This window comes from Micromonospora sp. LOL_014 (assembly GCF_048060245.1).
In the GTDB taxonomy this organism is placed as follows: Bacteria; Actinomycetota; Actinomycetes; order Mycobacteriales; family Micromonosporaceae; genus Micromonospora_E.
Genome location: NZ_JBHMIP010000007.1, coordinates 163,097 through 178,361, shown reverse-complemented (window position 1 = coordinate 178,361; position 15,265 = coordinate 163,097). Strand labels below are relative to the sequence as shown.

At 71.1% G+C, this 15,265-nt stretch carries 10 protein-coding genes and 1 pseudogene; 9 read left to right on the top strand and 2 right to left on the bottom strand.

Annotated features, from left to right (window positions below; genetic code table 11):
• The 8 genes from ACFHW1_RS08760 (at window position 1) to ACFHW1_RS08725 (ending at window position 12,057) form a co-directional block, all read left to right on the top strand.
• Window positions 1-4,710, top strand: a complete 4,710-nt coding sequence (locus ACFHW1_RS08760) for a beta-ketoacyl synthase N-terminal-like domain-containing protein (RefSeq protein WP_416615207.1) — start codon at window positions 1-3, stop codon at window positions 4,708-4,710.
• Between the two features lie 67 nt (window positions 4,711-4,777).
• Window positions 4,778-5,092: an acyl carrier protein gene (locus tag ACFHW1_RS08755; RefSeq protein WP_282231140.1), complete on the top strand. Its 315-nt coding sequence runs from the start codon at window positions 4,778-4,780 to the stop codon at window positions 5,090-5,092.
• Window positions 5,093-5,094: 2 nt separating this feature from the next.
• Window positions 5,095-5,994 (top strand): alpha/beta fold hydrolase, encoded by a 900-nt coding sequence (locus ACFHW1_RS08750; RefSeq protein ID WP_416553463.1) that lies wholly within the window; start codon window positions 5,095-5,097, stop codon window positions 5,992-5,994.
• 26 nt (window positions 5,995-6,020) lie between these two features.
• Complete coding sequence (locus ACFHW1_RS08745) at window positions 6,021-6,983, top strand: sulfotransferase domain-containing protein (RefSeq protein ID WP_416553402.1); 963 nt, start codon at window positions 6,021-6,023, stop codon at window positions 6,981-6,983.
• A gap of 50 nt (window positions 6,984-7,033) precedes the next feature.
• On the top strand, window positions 7,034-8,917 hold the full coding sequence (locus tag ACFHW1_RS08740) for a hypothetical protein (RefSeq protein ID WP_416615206.1): 1,884 nt from the start codon (window positions 7,034-7,036) through the stop codon (window positions 8,915-8,917).
• Between the two features lie 16 nt (window positions 8,918-8,933).
• Complete coding sequence (locus tag ACFHW1_RS08735) at window positions 8,934-9,941, top strand: alpha/beta hydrolase family esterase (protein ID WP_416553399.1); 1,008 nt, start codon at window positions 8,934-8,936, stop codon at window positions 9,939-9,941.
• An 11-nt stretch (window positions 9,942-9,952) separates the two neighbouring features.
• A complete protein-coding gene (locus ACFHW1_RS08730) occupies window positions 9,953-11,203 on the top strand; it encodes an ABC transporter ATP-binding protein (RefSeq protein WP_416553397.1) in 1,251 nt (416 codons plus the stop codon).
• Window positions 11,200-12,057 (top strand): ABC transporter permease, encoded by an 858-nt coding sequence (locus ACFHW1_RS08725; RefSeq protein WP_416553395.1) that lies wholly within the window; start codon window positions 11,200-11,202, stop codon window positions 12,055-12,057. The genes ACFHW1_RS08730 and ACFHW1_RS08725 overlap by 4 nt, the downstream gene beginning before the upstream one ends.
• Window positions 12,058-12,106: 49 nt before the next feature.
• Here the strand turns inward: ACFHW1_RS08725 and ACFHW1_RS08720 are convergent.
• Window positions 12,107-12,529, bottom strand: a pseudogene (locus ACFHW1_RS08720) (amidohydrolase family protein); the annotation flags it as partial.
• A gap of 15 nt (window positions 12,530-12,544) precedes the next feature.
• Window positions 12,545-12,994 (bottom strand): amidohydrolase family protein, encoded by a 450-nt coding sequence (locus ACFHW1_RS08715; protein ID WP_416553391.1) that lies wholly within the window; start codon window positions 12,992-12,994, stop codon window positions 12,545-12,547.
• A 238-nt stretch (window positions 12,995-13,232) separates the two neighbouring features.
• Here ACFHW1_RS08715 and ctaD point away from each other — a divergent pair, with 238 nt between their 5' ends.
• Entirely contained in the window at window positions 13,233-15,209 is a 1,977-nt protein-coding gene (gene ctaD / locus ACFHW1_RS08710; protein ID WP_416567706.1) for a cytochrome c oxidase subunit I, read from the top strand.
• Window positions 15,210-15,265 lie beyond the last annotated feature (56 nt).

Here is a 15,265-nt window from a genome sequence, read left to right as displayed (position 1 = left end):
ATGTCGGACCTGAACGACCCACACCAGACGATCGCCATCGTCGGCATGGCGGCGCTGATGCCGGGCGCCCCCGACCTGGACGCCTACTGGCGCAACCTGGTCGACGGCGTCGACGCCATCACCGACGTGCCGGCGCACCGCTGGGACGAGGAGTTCTACGATCCCGACCAGGCGCACCGCCCCGACCGGATGTACTGCCGGCGTGGTGGGTTCGTCGACGACCACGCGAGCTTCGAGCCGCTGCGCTTCGGCATCATGCCGACCTCGATCGGCGACATCGAGCCGGACCAGCTGATCACCCTGCAGGTCGCCGCCGCCGCCATCGACGACGCCGGTGGCCAGGACCGGCTGCCGGACCGGGACCGGATCGGCGTCCTGCTCGGCCGGGGCGGGATCCTGAGTCCGGCCCAGGCCCGCTACGCCCAGCGGGTCCGGATGTCCAGCCAGGTCATCGGCATCCTCAAGGAGCTGATCCCGGACCTGCCGCCGGAGAGCCTCGACCGCGTCCGGCGCAAGTTCGACGAACGGCTCGGGCCGCAGCAGCCCGAAGGCACGATCGGGCTGGTGCCCAACCTCGCAGCCTCCCGGGTGGCGAACCGGTTGAATCTGCGCGGCCCGTCCTACACCATCGACGCCGCCTGTGCCTCGTCGCTGATCGCGGTCGACCAGGGCGTGACCGAACTGCGGGCCGGCCGGTTGGACGCGGTGCTCGCCGGCGGTGTGCACCACGTGCACGACATCAGCTTCTGGTCGGTGTTCAGCCAGCTCCGGGCGCTGTCCCGGCAGGGTGAGATCCGTCCGTTCGACTCGTCGGCGGACGGCCTGCTGATCGGTGAGGGCACCGGGATCGTGGTGTTGAAACGACTTGCCGACGCGCTGGACGCCGGTGACCGGGTGTACACGGTGATCCGCGGCAGCGGCGTGTCCAGTGACGGCCGGTCGGCGAGCATGTTCAACCCGGCGAGCAGCGGACAGTCGCTGGCCATCCGGCGGGCCTGGCAGGCCGCCGGCCTGGATCCGACCGCGCCGGACGCGCTCGGCCTGCTGGAGGCGCACGGCACCGGAACGCCGACCGGGGACGCCGCCGAACTCGTCACCGTCGCCGAGGTGTTCGGCGGGTACCAGGGCGGGCCGCGGCCGGTGATCGGCTCGGTCAAGTCGATGATCGGGCACACCATGCCGGCAGCCGGGATCGCCGGCCTGATCAAGGCGACCCTCGCCGTGCACCGGGGCGTCCTGCCACCCACCCTGCACTGCGGGCAGCCCCGCGAGGAGATGGCCGCGACCCGGTTCGCGCCGATCGCCGCCGCCCAGCCGTGGGAGAGCGACGGACCACGCCGCGCCGGGGTCAACGCGTTCGGCTTCGGTGGGATCAACGCCCACCTGATCGTCGAGCAGCCGCCGTCCGCCCCGTCCGCCTGGGCGGCCGTGCCGAACGGTACGGCCGGGCAGCCGGCCCGCCCGGCCCGCGTCGAGGTCGAGGAAGCGGACCAGGTACTGTGGCTGGCCGCCGACGACCCGGCCGGCCTCGCCGCGCTGCTGGACCGCGACGATTCGCTGGTACGGCGCGAGGGTGCCGCGTTCGCCGACGGACCGCAGGCGCACGCCGCGCCGCCGTGCCGGATCGGTGTGGTGGACCCGACCGACAAGCGGCTGGCCACCGCCCGGCGTGCGGTGAGCCGGGGGGAGCCCTGGCGGGGTGCCCGGGACATCTGGTTCACCACGGCTCCGCTGCTGACCGCCGGCGGGAAGCTGGCGTTCGTCTTTCCCGGGCTGGAGGCCGAGTTCACGCCGCGTACCAAGGATCTGGCCGCGCACTTCGGGCTCGCGGACCGGGAGTGGTCCGCGGCCGACCTGGGTCGGCACGGTGCCGGCCTGATCGAAGTGGGAAAGTTCCTCGACGAGGTGCTCGGCCGGATCGGCATCCAACCGGACGCGGTCGCCGGGCACAGCATCGGTGAATGGTCCGCCGCGGCGGTGAGCGGGCAGGTCAGCACCACCGACATGGACGGTTTCCTCAAACTGTTCGACGCCGACTCGGTGGCGGTGTCCGGCTATGTCTTCGCGGCCGTCGGTGCCGGTGCCAACCAGGTGACGCCGGTGCTCGGCGGCTATCCGGGAGTTGTCCTGTCCCACGACAACGCGCCCGCGCAGTCAGTGGTCAACGGCCCGGAGGAGCAGGTCGACCGACTGATCGACGAGCTGCGTCGGCGCAACGTGCTGTGCCAGAAGCTGCCGTTTCGGTCGGCCTTCCACACTCCGGCGTTCGCCGACGGGCTGCGGTCGATCGGCATCGCCCTGCAGTCCTGGCGGGTGCATCCGACCACGGTCCCGGTCTGGTCGGCGACCCTGGCGGCGCCGTTCCCCGCCGACGAGCAGCAGGTCAACCAGATCTTCGTCCGGCACATGATGGAGCCGGTCTGGTTCCGGCAGTTGACCGCCGCGATGTACGACGCCGGGTTCCGGGTCTTCCTGCAGGTCGGCGCGGGACAGTTGGCGTCGTTGGTCAGCGACAATCTGCGGGGTCGGGAACATCTCGCGATGCCGGTCAACGTGGGTCACCGTACCGGTCTCGATCAGTTGCGCCGGGTGGCCACCGCGTTGTGGGTGGAGGGCGCGGCACCGGACCTGCGGGCGCTGCGGCCACCCGCCGCCCCGGCGACGCCGGCACCGGCTGCCCCGGCGGCACCACCGCGCCGGGGGCCGAAGATCCAACTGGACCTGGGTGGCCCGTTGGTGCGCCTCGGGCCGGGTGCCGACACCCTGCTCGGCCTGGCCGATCTGCCGTCACACCGGCCGTCCACTCTGCCGGTCGCCGGGGGCCAACCGTCGGCCACCGCCGCCGCCACACAGGAGGTCCCCGCGCCGCCTGCTGAACCCAGGCCACCGGCGTACGCCGAATCGCCGGCGGAAACCGAGCCGTCGGCCGCTGCCCAGCCGTCGGCAGCATCCGAGCCGTCGGCCGGTTCGCTCACCGCGTTGCACCGGCTCGCCAGCCGGTCCAAGGCCGCCGCCGAGCTCGCCGCGCTGTTGCGGGACACCGCGGACGGCGCAGTGACCGTGCTGGACGCCGCCACCCGACCCGCCGGCCCGGCCCCGGTGTCAACGGCCCCGGTGTCAACGGCCCCGGTGCCGACGGCCGCCCCACCGCCCCGCACCGAGATCGCCCGGACCACCCTGCGGGTCTCCGTGCAGACCATGCCGTACCTGCTCGACCACTGCTTCTTCGTGCAGCCGGAGGACTGGCCGAACCCGGAGGACCGGTGGCCGGTGGTGCCGGCGACGACCGTCGTGCACCACATGATGGACGCCGTCGCACAGGCTGTCCCCGGTCTGCGGGTGGTCGGTGTGCGCGACGCCCGGTTCAACCGGTGGACCATCGCGGCACCGGCGCAGGACGTCGAGATCGTCGTACGGTCGGCCGGCCCGGACTCGTACGCGGTGAACTTCGGCAGCTTCGCCCGGGCGACGGTCGACGTGGCCGCCGACTATCCGGCCCCGGTGAGCGAACCGTGGACCCATGACCCGGCCACCGAGACCGCTCCCCGGATCAGCGCCGAGGAGATGTACGCGGAGCGGTTGATGTTCCACGGTCCCCAGTTCCACGGGGTGACCACGGTGCACGCCCTCGGCGAGATGCACGTACGCGGCGTGGTCACCGCGCCCGTCCCGCCGGGTGCCCTGCTGGACAATGCCCTGCAGCTGATTGGGAACTGGCTCATCACCACCCAGCCGGTGCGCACCGTGGCGCTGCCGGTCGGTCTCGGCCACGTCCGGTTCTTCGGCCCGCCGCCCGAGCCCGGCACGGCTTTCGAGTGCGTCGCCCGGGTCCGATCGATCGACGACACGCAACTGGTCGCGGACACCCAGCTGTCCGTCGGCGGCCGGGTCTGGGCGCAGATCGACGGCGCGGTCGACCGTCGGTTCGACAGCCACCCGCAGGCACGTCCGGCGGAACGATTCCCGGAACGTCACCCGATGTCGGTCCGTCAGCCGGATGGGTGGACCGCGGTGTTCGACTGCTGGACCGATCTGGTCACCCAGTCGATGGCCGCGCGCGGCATCCTCGGTACCGCCGCGTCCGCCGACTACGAGCGGCAACCAGGGAAAACCCGCAAACAGTGGCTGCTCGGCCGGATCGCGGCGAAGGACGCGGTGCGGTTCCGACAGTGGGACGCCGGGCACACCGAGGTGTACCCGATCGAGTTGACCATTGCCAACGACCCCAACGGCCGGCCGCGTGCCGACCTGCGTCCCGGCCGGGACCTGCGGGAGTGCGACCTGTCCCTGGCGCACTGCGCCGAAGCCGCCGTGGCGATCGCCGGCCCGGCCCGGCTGACGCCGGACGGCCCCGGCGTCGGTATCGACATCGTCGAGGTCACCGACCGGCCGGACAGCACGGTCGACTACGCCCTGTCCGGTGCGGAGGTCGCGTTGCTCGACCAGGTCAGTGCCGGCAGCGACCGGTGGTTCTGGTTCGCCTGTTTCTGGGCGGCCAAGGAGGCTGCCGGCAAGGCGGAGGGGACCGGGCTGGACGGAGCGCCCCGCCGGCTACGGGTGGCCGCCGTCGACGCCGGCACCCTGCTGATCGAGGCTCCCTCCGGCAGGTCCTACCGGGTCACCTGCCGGAGCCTGGAGAACCCGCCCGACCTGCCGCAGCGACGCTACGTCGTTGGTTGGACCTGGGGCCCGGAAGAACCTACCCGGTAGGCCCCGAGAACGGCCCGATCGACCTGCCGAGAAAGCCGATCGACGTCCTGACAAGGAGACCCGCATCATGCCCGCCGACCACGACACCATCCTGACGGAGATCTCGCAGATGCTGCGCGCGGTGCTGCCCGGCATCGATCCGGACGAGGAGATCACGATGGACACCAGCTTCCGGGACGACCTGGAGATGGAAAGCATCGACGTCATCTCGCTCGCCGGGCGGCTGCAGGCCCGGTACGGCGACTCGGTCAACTTCGCCCAGTTCGTTGCGGGGCTCGACGTGGACTCGCTGCGCGCGCTGCGGGTCGGCGAACTGGTCGAGCACATCGCCGCCGCGCTGGACAGCCCGCCGGCCAGCGTGGCGCAGGTGGCCGGCCAGTGACGATGATCCAGGTCAACGGCCTGGTGACGCATGTCCAGGAACTCCCACCGGTGGCTGCCGACCCGGCCGCCGGGGGAGTGGCCGCCGCTGCGGATGCCGGCCCAGGCGGCGAACCTGGTGCCGGCCCGGCGGTCGGCACAGCGGCCGAATCGTCGGCCGGCCGACCGGTCGCGGTCCTGATCCACGGTATCGGGCCGGACAGCCTGGCCAGCTGGTATCTCAGCCTGGCACATCCACTGGCCGACGCCGGATTCCGGGTGATCATGTACGACCTGCGGGGCCACGGACGGACCGAGCGGCCGCCGGCCGGCTACCGGTTGGACGACCTGGTCGACGACCTGGCCGCGCTGCTGGACCGGCTCGGTGTCGATGCGCCGGTGCACCTGCTGGGCAACTCGCTGGGCGGTTCCATCGCCTTCGGGTACGCGGCCCGCCACCCGGACCGGGTCGCCTCGCTGGTCGCGGTGGAGTCGGCGCCGGCCACCGCCAAGTGGCTCGCCCGGGTGGGCCGTCAGCTGGAGCGGGCCGCGCAGCCGGACGGCGACGGCGAGCCGCCGGCGCTGACTACCCGCGGGGGTGAGCGGGGCGCCCGGTACGCCGCGGCGGTCCGCCGGCTCGTCGCCACCACTACCGCGGGCCGGGACCTGCCGGCCAGCACACCCGCCGACCCGGCCGCGCTACGGGCGATCACCTGCCCGGTGCTCGGAATCTTCGGTAGCGACTCGTCCGCCGCCGATCTGGCTCCGGCGCTGGTGCGACTGCTGCCGCAGACCGAGCTGGTGGTCGTCCCTGGGCACCGGCACGCGGTGCTGGTCACCGCCCGCGACCAGGTCCGGCGCCAGGTATCGCCCTGGCTCGCCCGGCACATCGCCGACACCGGTCAGCCCGCCTTGCGCGGTTGACGTCGTCGTTCCACCAGGAGGTTTCGATGCAGTTCGAGGCGCCCGGACGGGCGATCATCATCAGCAGTGGGCGGTGTGGTTCCACCCTGCTGTCCGACCTGATCGTCGAGGAGCCGGCGACCCTGTCGGTCCAGGAGTTCTTCATGGCCACCCCGTCATGGGCGAAGGCCGGGGAGCCGATCACCGGGGCGGCGTACTGGCAGGTGCTGAGCAGCCCGAAGCCGGAGCTGACCACGCTGTTCGCCATCGGCCTGCCGCCGAAGGAGGTGCGTTACCCGGCGGACGGCAAATGGGCCGGCAACCTGACCGAGCTGCCGCAACTGCTGGCGATCACCCTGCCGAAGCTCACCGACGACCCGGACGGTCTGTTCGACCAGCTCGCCAACCAGGTGCCGGACTTCCCCGAGCAGCCGTTCGGTGACCATCACCGGATGTTCCTGGACCTGCTCACCCGGTTGACCGGCCGGCGGCGTTGGGTGGAGCGGTCCGGCGGGTCCAGCCAGATCGCCCCGTACCTGCTGCGGTCGTTCGCGGACACCCGGATCGTCTACCTGACCCGCAACTGGGCGGACACCGCCCGGTCGATGAGCCGGCACTCGTCGTTCCAGCTCATCCAGCTGCGCCTGGAGTTCGTCTCCCGGTGCGGCGTGGACCCCTTCCAGATGGGCCCGGAGCAGCGGGTGCCGGCAGAACTCGAGCACCTGCTACCTGGCCGGATCACCGCCGACCTGCTTCGCGAGCGGGGCGAAGACAGCACCCGCTACCTCGGGCTCTGCGCGTTCATGGCGGCGCAGGCCGAGCAGGCGCTCGCCGACAATCCGCCAGCGCACCTGTTCACGATGACCTACGAGGACCTGGTCGCCGACCCGGAGCCGCAGCTGGCCCGGCTCGGTGAGTTCCTGGAGTTCGACGACCCGTCCGGCTGGGCCCGACAGGTCGCCGGCCGGGTGGGCAAGGGTGGCTCGGTACGGCAGACCGCCGCCGTGTGACCCGGAGCCATCCCGCACCAGTCAGCCACAGTAGAGGGAGAGAGTGTTTGATGCGTAGGTTGTGCCCATCCGCGAGCCGGTCGGTCGCCGCCGCCGTGTTCGCCGGGCTGCTTCTGGCCGCCGGCCCGGCCGCCGCCGCACCGGTGGCCGGTACCGAGTCGGCAGCCACCACCGACGGTAGGCACGGTGGACACCACGGCGGGACCCGCTACCAGAGCACCCTGTTGGCCAAGGCGTCGGCCGACGAGTGTTTCGTCGACATCGGTGTCGACTATCCGCCGGGACCGCCCTGCGAGGCAGGGCAGCCCAAGGTCAACCAGGCCTACGTCTGGGGACTGACCCGCTACAAGGACCGGTTGTGGTTCGGCACCGGCGCCAACCCCAACTGCCTGACCAGCGGCAACAACCTGCGCAACACACAGCCGACGCGCAACGACGACTGGGTCTGCGAGTACGGCCAGAGCCAGATCGCCCGCGCCAACCCGGACCTGCCGCCGACCGTCGGTGACCACCGGGCCCCCCGGGTGTACACCTACGACCTGAAGCGGCGCAGCATGGTCGAACGCACCGCCGACCTGCGCGGCGCCTCGCCCGATGACGAGGCCCGCCTGCTGCGGACCGTCGGCTTCCGGGCCGCCGGTAACCACCGCGGCGTGGTGCTGCTTGGTGGTCCGGCGCTCGGTGCCACGATCAACCTGTTCGCGTTCGAAGCCGACACCGGCGCCTATCTCGGCTCGCGAAACTTCACCGAGTACGGCAACATCCGGCACTTCGTCATCGCCGACGGCGAGATGTACGCCGGAGTCGGGGTAGGCCCCAACGGTGGCCAGCGCGGGCTGGTGTTGCGGTGGACCGGCAGCAAGTCCGACCCGTTCAGCTTCCTGCCGGTGGCGGACCTGCCGGCTCAGGCGGTCGACCTGACCGTGCACCGGGGCCGGATTTTCGTCACCACCTGGCCGGGTGCGGAGGACACCCAGTCGTTCGGACCGGGACCGGTGTCACCGACCGCCGGCATCGCCGACGAACCCACCGACGAGGACCCGATTCCGCTCAACATCGCCGGGGTCTGGATGAGCCCGAAGCTGTCCGCGAACGGACCCGGCCTGGACAGCCGAGACGTCGACCGGTGGACCCGGGTGTGGCACGTCATGGAGTACGAGCCGGATCCAGTAATCGCCCGCACCTACGGGCTGGGTGGGCTCGCGTCCTACGGTGGCTACCTCTACTGGGGGACCATGCACGTGCCCTTCAAAGCGACGACGGTGCATCTGGCGGTGTATCCGCCGACCGACGAGCAGGGGATACGGGACTCGGTGCGCAACACCCAGCGTGCAATCGGCGTCTTCCGGGGCAGCTTCGGCCACGGCCATCATCACGGCCACGGCCAGCGCGGTGGCGGCCGCGGTGACCGGGTCGACCTGCTGTACGGCGCCAGTGCGCTACCCGCCTACGACCCGCAGGCCGGCGACGGCGCCGGCGTCTGGGCCAGCACCTCGACCGGGTACACCCCGCTTTACGGGGCGTCCGGGTTCGACAACCCGACGCTCAACTACACCTGGAAGATGGTCGTCGCCGGTGGCCGGCTCTATGTCGGCACGATGGACTGGAGCTACCTGGCGAAGGAGCTGCAGCAGGATGAGCCGGTGCCACCGGTCGACGCCGCTCGCGCTGGTGACGACGAAGATGAAGAAGTGGAGCTGGCCTTCGGCGCCGATCTCTGGGTCTTCGAGTCGCCGCACCGGCCGGCGAAAATGGTGGACAACGCCGGTCTCGGGAACTACCTCAACTACGGCGTCCGTAGCATGGTGGTGGACGGGTCCACGGTATACCTCGGTATGGCCAACCCGATGAATCTGCGGACAGATCCGACAGATGACGTCCCTGAGGGCGGCTGGGAGTTGATTCAGTTGACTCCGAAACAACACCACCACTAAGAGAAGCAGGTGAGCAATGTCGCGGTTCCGACGCCGGTCGGCGGTTCTGATCGTCACGGGAGTTCTCGGGGCACTCGTCGCAGGCTGCACGTCGGCGCCGGACCCGGCACCGCCGACATCGGGCACCACCCCGCCGTCCGTGGCCGGCGGGGTGGTCGCTCCGGTCGACACCCCGCCGGTCGGCTCGTCGGCCGGGTCGATCAGCGTCGACGGCTACGAGCGGACCTACCGGGTGTACCGCCCGGCCGACGTCGCCGAGACGACGCCGGTCCCGGTCGTCGTCATGCTGCACGGTCTGCTCGGCAGCGGCCGGCAGGCCGAGTCCTGGTACGGCTGGAACGCCGTCGCCGACCAGCACGGCTTCGTCGTGGTCTATCCGGACTCGCGTAACCGGGCGTGGGCGGTGACCGAGGAGTGCTGCGGTGCTTCCGCGCGCGACGGTGTCGACGATGTGGGGTTCGTCCTCACCCTGGTGGAGTCGCTCGGGCAGCGGCTTTCCTTCGACCCCGACCGGCACTACCTCGCCGGCATGTCCAACGGCGGCATGCTCGCCTATCGGATCGCCTGCGACAGTTCGACGTTCGCCGCGGTGACCGGGGTGGCGACGACCATGCTCGGTGACTGCCCGGCCCCGGAGCCGATCTCCGTGCTGCACATCCACGGCACCGGCGACGAGACGATCCCGTACACCGGCGGCCCGGGGCGCCGCGACGGCGCCGGCAACGGCCGGGTGCCGGACAAGGTCGACGGCCCCGCCGTACCGGACCTGGTCGGCCGGTGGCGGCAGATCGACGAGTGTGATGCCGCGCGGACCGCCACTGATAGGAGTGTCACCACCTCGATGGCGGACTGCGCCGCAGGCCGCGGCGTCACCCTGATCACCATCGACGGTGCCGGGCACCAGTGGCCCGGCTCCGAGATGACTGCGGCGGGCCGGCTGCTCGGCCTGGACCCGCCCGCCACCGAACTGGACGCCACCGCGACCAGCTGGCAGTTCTTCGCCTCGCATCCCAGACCCGCCTGAGCAGGAGAGAGATGTCCAGTACCGGCACCCACCCGTTGGTCGACGGTCCCGACGCCGACGCGGCACCGGCCGCCCCGGCACCGGCCACCCCGCCCGGCTACGGACCGGCGGTCGAGGTCGTCGACCTGGTCAAGCGGTACCCGGGCCAGGACCGCAACGCCATCGACTCGCTGTCGTTCGCGGTCCGACCCGGTGAGGTCTTCGGTCTGCTCGGGCCCAACGGCGCCGGCAAGTCGACCACGGTGGGCGTGCTCACCACGACGATCCGGGCCAGCTCGGGTACGGCGCGGGTGGACGGCGTCGACGTCGTCCGGCACCCGGTGGCGGCCCGGACCCGGTTCGCCGTGGTGCCGCAGTACAACAACCTGGACCGGGCGTTGACGCCCCGGCAGAACCTGCTCAGCCACGCCGCGTACCACGGGGTTCCCCGGGCCGAGCGGCGCCGCCGGGCCGACCGGTTGCTGACCGAGTTCGGGCTGGACAAGCAGGCCGACTCGCGGGTCGACTTCTTCTCCGGCGGCATGTCCCAGCGTCTGATGATCGCTCGGGCGCTGATGCACGACCCCCGGGTGGTCTTCCTCGACGAACCGACCAACGGGCTGGAGCCGCAGGCCCGGCTGCTGATCCGGGCCCGGATCCGGCAGCTGCGCGAGCGTGGGGTGACCGTCGTGCTGACCAGCCACGAGATGACCGAGGTGGCGGAGCTGGCCGACCGGGTGGCGATCGTCGACCACGGCCGGCTGCTCACCCTGGACACCCCGGCGAACCTGGTACGCGGGGTCGCCGGCCGGGCGGTGCTGGACCTGGCCGTGCGCCCCGGGCCGGGGGACGGTGCGACTGGTCTGCTCGCCGCGCTCACCGCACTCGACGGGGTCCGTACCGGCGAGGTCACCACCGGCGGCGCGGCCGCCCCCGGCCCGGCGGGTCGTGGCGGTCCGGGGCTCGCCGGGCTGGCCGCCGATCCACGGATCGCGGCCCGGATCGCCGCCGCCAGGTCCGATCCCCGGAAGGCCGCGAAGCTCGCCGCCGCCCGCAATGATCCACGGTTCGCCGCGTTGTTCGCCGCCGCACCGGCGGCTGCGGCCGACGGACCGGCGGGCGAGATCCGGCTGCGGCTGCACCTCGACGCCGACCCCGCCGCCGTGCTCGGTCCGGCGTTGACGGTGTTGACCGGCCGCGCGGCCCAGCTGACCGACGTGCACATCGGCAAGCCCGGCCTGGAGGACATCTTCCTGAGCCTGACCGGTAAGGAGATCCGTTGAGCCTGGCCGAGGTCACCCCCGTACCGTCGTCGGACGCCACCGCGTCGTCGGTACCGCCCGCGCCACCGCCCGCGCCACCGCGACCACCGGTGGCGCGGGCCTTCGGCGCGATCCTGTGGCGGGACCTGTTCGTCGCCGGCAAGGACATCTGGTTCGTCCTCGCGCAGGTGCTGATGACCCCGCTGTTCATGCTGTTCATCTTTACCCAGGTGCTGACCATGCAGGGCATCGTCGGTGCCGGGTTCGCCGACATCCTGCTGCCCGGTACGGTCGCCCTTGCCACCTTCACCACCGCGCTGCAGAGCGTGGCGGTACCACTGGTCAAGGAGTTCGGCTTCACCCGGGAGATCGAGGACCGGCTGCTGTCGCCGCTGCCGACGGCGCTGGTGGCGGTCGGCAAGCTGATGGTCGCCACGCTCCGTGGCCTGTTCGCTGCGGTGGTGGTCTACCCGCTCGGCGCGTTGGTCGTCGGGTCCGCACCGGGCGGCTGGTCGGCGCTGCCATTGTCCCTGGTGGTGGTGCTGCTGGCCGGCTGGGTCGGTGCGGCGCTGGGCATGACCCTGGCGACGGTGCTGCCGTTGCAGCGCATCCAGGCCACCTTCTCGCTGTTCGTCACCCCGATCATCTGGACCGGGTGTGTGCACTATCCGTGGCAGCGGCTGGCCGAGATGCCGTGGTTCCAGGTGGCGACCGCGGCGAACCCGATGACGTACGCCGCGGAGGCGCTCCGCGCGGCGATGGCGCCGCACGTGACCCACCTGCCGATCAGTCTGTGCCTGCTGGTCCTGTCGGGGGTCGCGGTAGCGGCCACCGCCGCCGCGTTGTGGGCTTTCGCCCGGCGTGCCGTGCGGTGACGTCACGCCGCGCGGCGGCGGGCGGCCGGCTACCCGGCGGTCCGCGCGGTCAGTCGATCCGGTAGACCCGCCGTGCGGTGCCGGCGAAGACCGCCTGCCGATGCGGTCCGGGCAGCTCGGCGCAGGCGGCCCGGACCACCCCGAGCCAGCGCCGGTAGCCGGTGGCCAGCGTCGCCACCGGCCAGTCCCCGCCGAACCGGCACCGGTCCGGCCCGAACTGGCGCAACGTGTGCTCGAGGTAGGGCAACAGGTCTTGACCGAGCTAGCCACGGGACGACTCGGTGGCCAGCCCGGAGAGCTTGCAGACCACGTTCGGCAACTGCGCGACGCGGGTTGGGTCGTCGTGCCATCGCGCGCTGCCGCCGACGGCCACCGGTGGTTTACCGAGATGGTCCAGGACGAAGGTGACCTCGGGCGCCCGGGCCGCCAGGGCCGTCACCTCGGGCAGTTGGTGGTGTCGCACGCAGAGGTCGAAGCTGAGCCCGGCCTAGCCCAGCAGCCGGACTCCGGCGGTGACATCGTCGGTGGTGGTGAAGCCGTCGGCCTCGTCCTGGAGGTTGCGACGTACCCCGGTGAACAGCCGATGGCGGCGCAGCGCGGCGATCCTTGCGCCGGCGTCCCGCTCCAGCGGCACGTGGGCCACCACCGCCCGGAGCATCGGCCCTCCGGCAGCGAGCTGTTCGACCCAGTCGACCTCGGCGTCGGCGTCCGTGTCGGCCCGGCCGGCTTCGACGAACACCACCGCTTCGAGGTGGAAGCCGCCCGATCCGAGCCCGGCGGTGGCGGTCGAGAGGTCCGCTGGCAGGTAGCTGTGCCGTAGCCGGGGGACCTGTGCCAGCCACGGGTAGTCAAGCAGCCGTGGGTCCCACAGGTGCAGGTGGGAGTCGATGACCGTGACCGGCGGGTCACCCGACTGGTCGATCATCGTCGATGGCATGCCGCTCCTGCCGGACGGTCGGTGGACAGGACCATCCTGTCGCAACCGGACCTACGGGCAAAGAGCTGTCCGTCCGGCTGCCGTGGCGCGCTACGGCAGCCGGCCCGGGTCCCGGGCGAGAAGTCGGCCAGGCTTTGACTCGACTGATCCGGATTTACCGCCTCAACCGACGATTTATCAAGTTACCGTCGGTTGACGCGCTGGGCGGGAGGCGGCCATGACGGAGCAGACCACGACGGTGGGTACGGCACAGACGGCCCTGCCGCGCCCGGTGGCGCTGGGAGCCGACGGTGCCACCCCCGGCCCGGTCCGCCCCGCGGTACCGGGCAACTCGCTGACCCGGCTGCTGCGGACCACCGACGCCAAGCAGATCGGGCTGTTGTACCTCGGCACGTCCTTCGGCTACTTCGTGGCGGGCGGCGTCATGGCCCTGCTGATGCGGGCCGAGTTGGCCCGGCCCGGCATGCAGTTCCTCTCGCCCGAGCAGTACAACCAACTGTTCACCATGCACGGCACCATCATGATGCTGCTGTTCGCCACCCCGCTGGTGTTCGGGTTCGCCAACTACCTGGTGCCGTTGCAGATCGGTGCCCCGGACGTGTCGTTTCCCCGGCTCAACGCGCTGGCGTACTGGCTCTATCTGCTCGGTGGGCTGCTGGTCATGGGGGGATTCCTGACGCCCGGCGGCGCTCCCGACTTCGGCTGGTTCGCCTACACCCCGTTGAGCCGGATGGAGCACACCCCGGGCGTCGGCGCCAACATGTGGATCGTCGGTCTGGTCGTCTCCGGCCTCGGCACCATCCTCGGCTCGGTCAACCTGATCGCCACCATCATCACCCTGCGCGCGCCGGGAATGACGATGTTCCGGATGCCGATCTTCACCTGGAACATTCTGATCACCGCCCTGCTGGTGGTCCTGGTGTTCCCGCTGCTGGCGGCGGCGCTGCTGGCGTTGCTGGCGGACCGGCTGCTCGGCGCACACGTGTACGCACCGCAGACCGGCGGCCCGATGCTGTGGCAGCATCTGTTCTGGTTCTTCGGCCATCCCGAGGTGTACATCGTCGCCCTGCCGTTCTTCGGCATCATCAGCGAGGTCATTCCGGCCTTCGCCCGCAAGCCGATCTTCGGCTACAAGGGCCTGGTGGCTGCGACGATCGCGATCGCCGCGTTGTCGATGAGCGTCTGGGCGCACCACATGTTCGGCACCGGGCAGGTGCTGCTGCCGTTCTTCGCCATGCTCAGCTTCCTGATCGCGGTCCCTACCGGGATCAAGTTCTTCAACTGGATCGGCACCATGTGGAAGGGGCAGTTGACCTTCGAGACGCCGATGCTTTTCGCCGTCGGGTTCCTGGTGACCTTCCTGCTCGGCGGGCTGACCGGGGTGCTGCTGGCCAGTCCACCGATCGACTTCCACGTCACCGACACCTACTTCGTCGTGGCCCACTTCCACTACGTTCTGTTCGGTACGATCGTATTCGCGGCGTTCGCCGGAATCTATTTCTGGTTCCCGAAGATGACCGGACGACTGCTCGACGAAGGGCTCGGCAAGGCGCATTTCTGGACGATGTTCATCGGCTTCCACGCCACTTTTCTGGTCCAGCACTGGCTCGGCAGTGAGGGCTTTCCTCGCAGGTACGCCGACTACCTGCCGACCGACGGCTTCACCGTCCTGAACGCCATCGCCACCATCGGATCGTTCATCCTCGGGGCGTCCACGCTGTTCTTCATCTGGAACGTGTGGAAGTCGTACCGGTTCGGCGAGCAGGTGAGCGTGCACGACCCGTGGGGGTTCGGCAACTCGCTCGAATGGGCGACCACCTGCCCGCCGCCGCTGCGCAACTTCGACCGGTTGCCCCGGATCAGGTCCGAACGCCCGGCCTTCGAGGCCAAGTACGGTCTGTTCGTCGCGGATCTCGGTCGCGACCTGCCGCAGCGGGACACCGAGCCGCCGCAGCACCTGGTCGACGAACTGCACCGGGATCCGGCCGCCCACCGGATCGTCCCGCGTGGTCCGGCGCAGGGTCCGACCGACGTCGCCACCTTCGTACCGGACCCGGTGTCCGGTGCCCGGGCCGTCCAGGTGCCCCGGCCGGAACAGGTCCGTCGGCCCAGTTTCGAGCACACCACCGAACCGGAGAACACCCTCGGCGCCGAACGTGGTCCGCAGGAACGACGGTGGCGGCTTCCGTCCGCGGACGAGGACGAAAATTCCTGACCGACTCCGCGGTACGGCAGCAGCCGCCCGGCGACCGCCGGGCGGCTGCTGCCGTA